This window comes from Candidatus Omnitrophota bacterium (genome assembly GCA_013791745.1).
Taxonomy (GTDB): domain Bacteria; phylum CG03; class CG03; order CG03; family CG03; genus CG03.
In genome coordinates, this window is sequence record VMTH01000113.1 from 1 (window position 1) to 1,011 (window position 1,011).

The window sequence follows — 1,011 nt, forward strand, 5'->3', positions numbered from 1 at the left end:
AATATTAAAAAAGTAATCAGTTTAGACGCTGATTTTTCTATTTATAGAATCAAAGGAAAAAATAAATTCGAAAATCTTCTTATCCGTTAAATAACCCGCTCGTTGATAAAGTTAATTATGTAAACTTTCCCCCGTAGGGTAAAAGTTTACTCTCCACGACAATGATTTTTATTTTACCCTACTTTAATGTCTCGCAGACTCGCCATTTCTGTAGGGTAATTTATCAGCTCCGGCCGCCGGCTCCGGATTCCCCGGGATATCCGGAGCGGCCGAATATCTGTCGTCGGAGCTTCCGCTCAAAAACGGAGCGGCTCCCGCGGCGGCATTTACGGCCGTTTTGACTTCATACCCTACTTAAGCTATAATTACGGATGCGCAATTCCACAAAAAAAGAAAACCGGCCGCCCTGCCCCGCCCCCATGGCCAGGCAGCGCTTCCGGAAAATCCCGCCCGGTATTTACGAGAACGCCGAAACCGGCAAGGTGATCATAATTATTGATGATTCCGAATATTACTTCGGCCACATCCGGATCCGCCAGGGCAAATATAAATACGCCTCATGGCGCCAGGGTAAAAAAATTAGGGAGAAATATCTCGGTACTGTAAAATCAAATTGAATACTCTAACGACATAAAAGTCTCATTAAAAATTTAATAATAGTCCCAATATTTATTTCCCCATTGCCAGTAATATGATATTCCTATTCCTATCGTTCTTGTAAGTTTAATTTTTTCTCCTGGATTATCAAGAAAATTAACGAGTGTTAAAGTTTTATCATCATCGTCCACACAAACTTTTGGGGTATCAAAAGTGATTTCGCTGTTTATATTGTAATCGAACCATAAGTTAAAATTTCTGTTTAATTTAACAGTTACTTCTCCAAATAGTCCTGATGCCTTGCCTATTGTAACCAGATTGACAGCACTTCCCACACTGTAAAAACTACCATCTTTGTATATTCCTGGATCTCCTGACCATGCACTTTTCACACTTGTAAAAGTGTTTTCGTAT

At 40.1% G+C, this 1,011-nt stretch carries 1 protein-coding gene; it reads left to right on the forward strand.

The genetic code is table 11. The features are described from left to right. Positions 1 to 371: 371 nt before the first annotated feature. A complete protein-coding gene (locus FP827_05235) occupies positions 372 to 617 on the forward strand; it encodes a hypothetical protein (GenBank protein ID MBA3052476.1) in 246 nt (81 codons plus the stop codon). Positions 618 to 1,011: the final 394 nt, after the last annotated feature.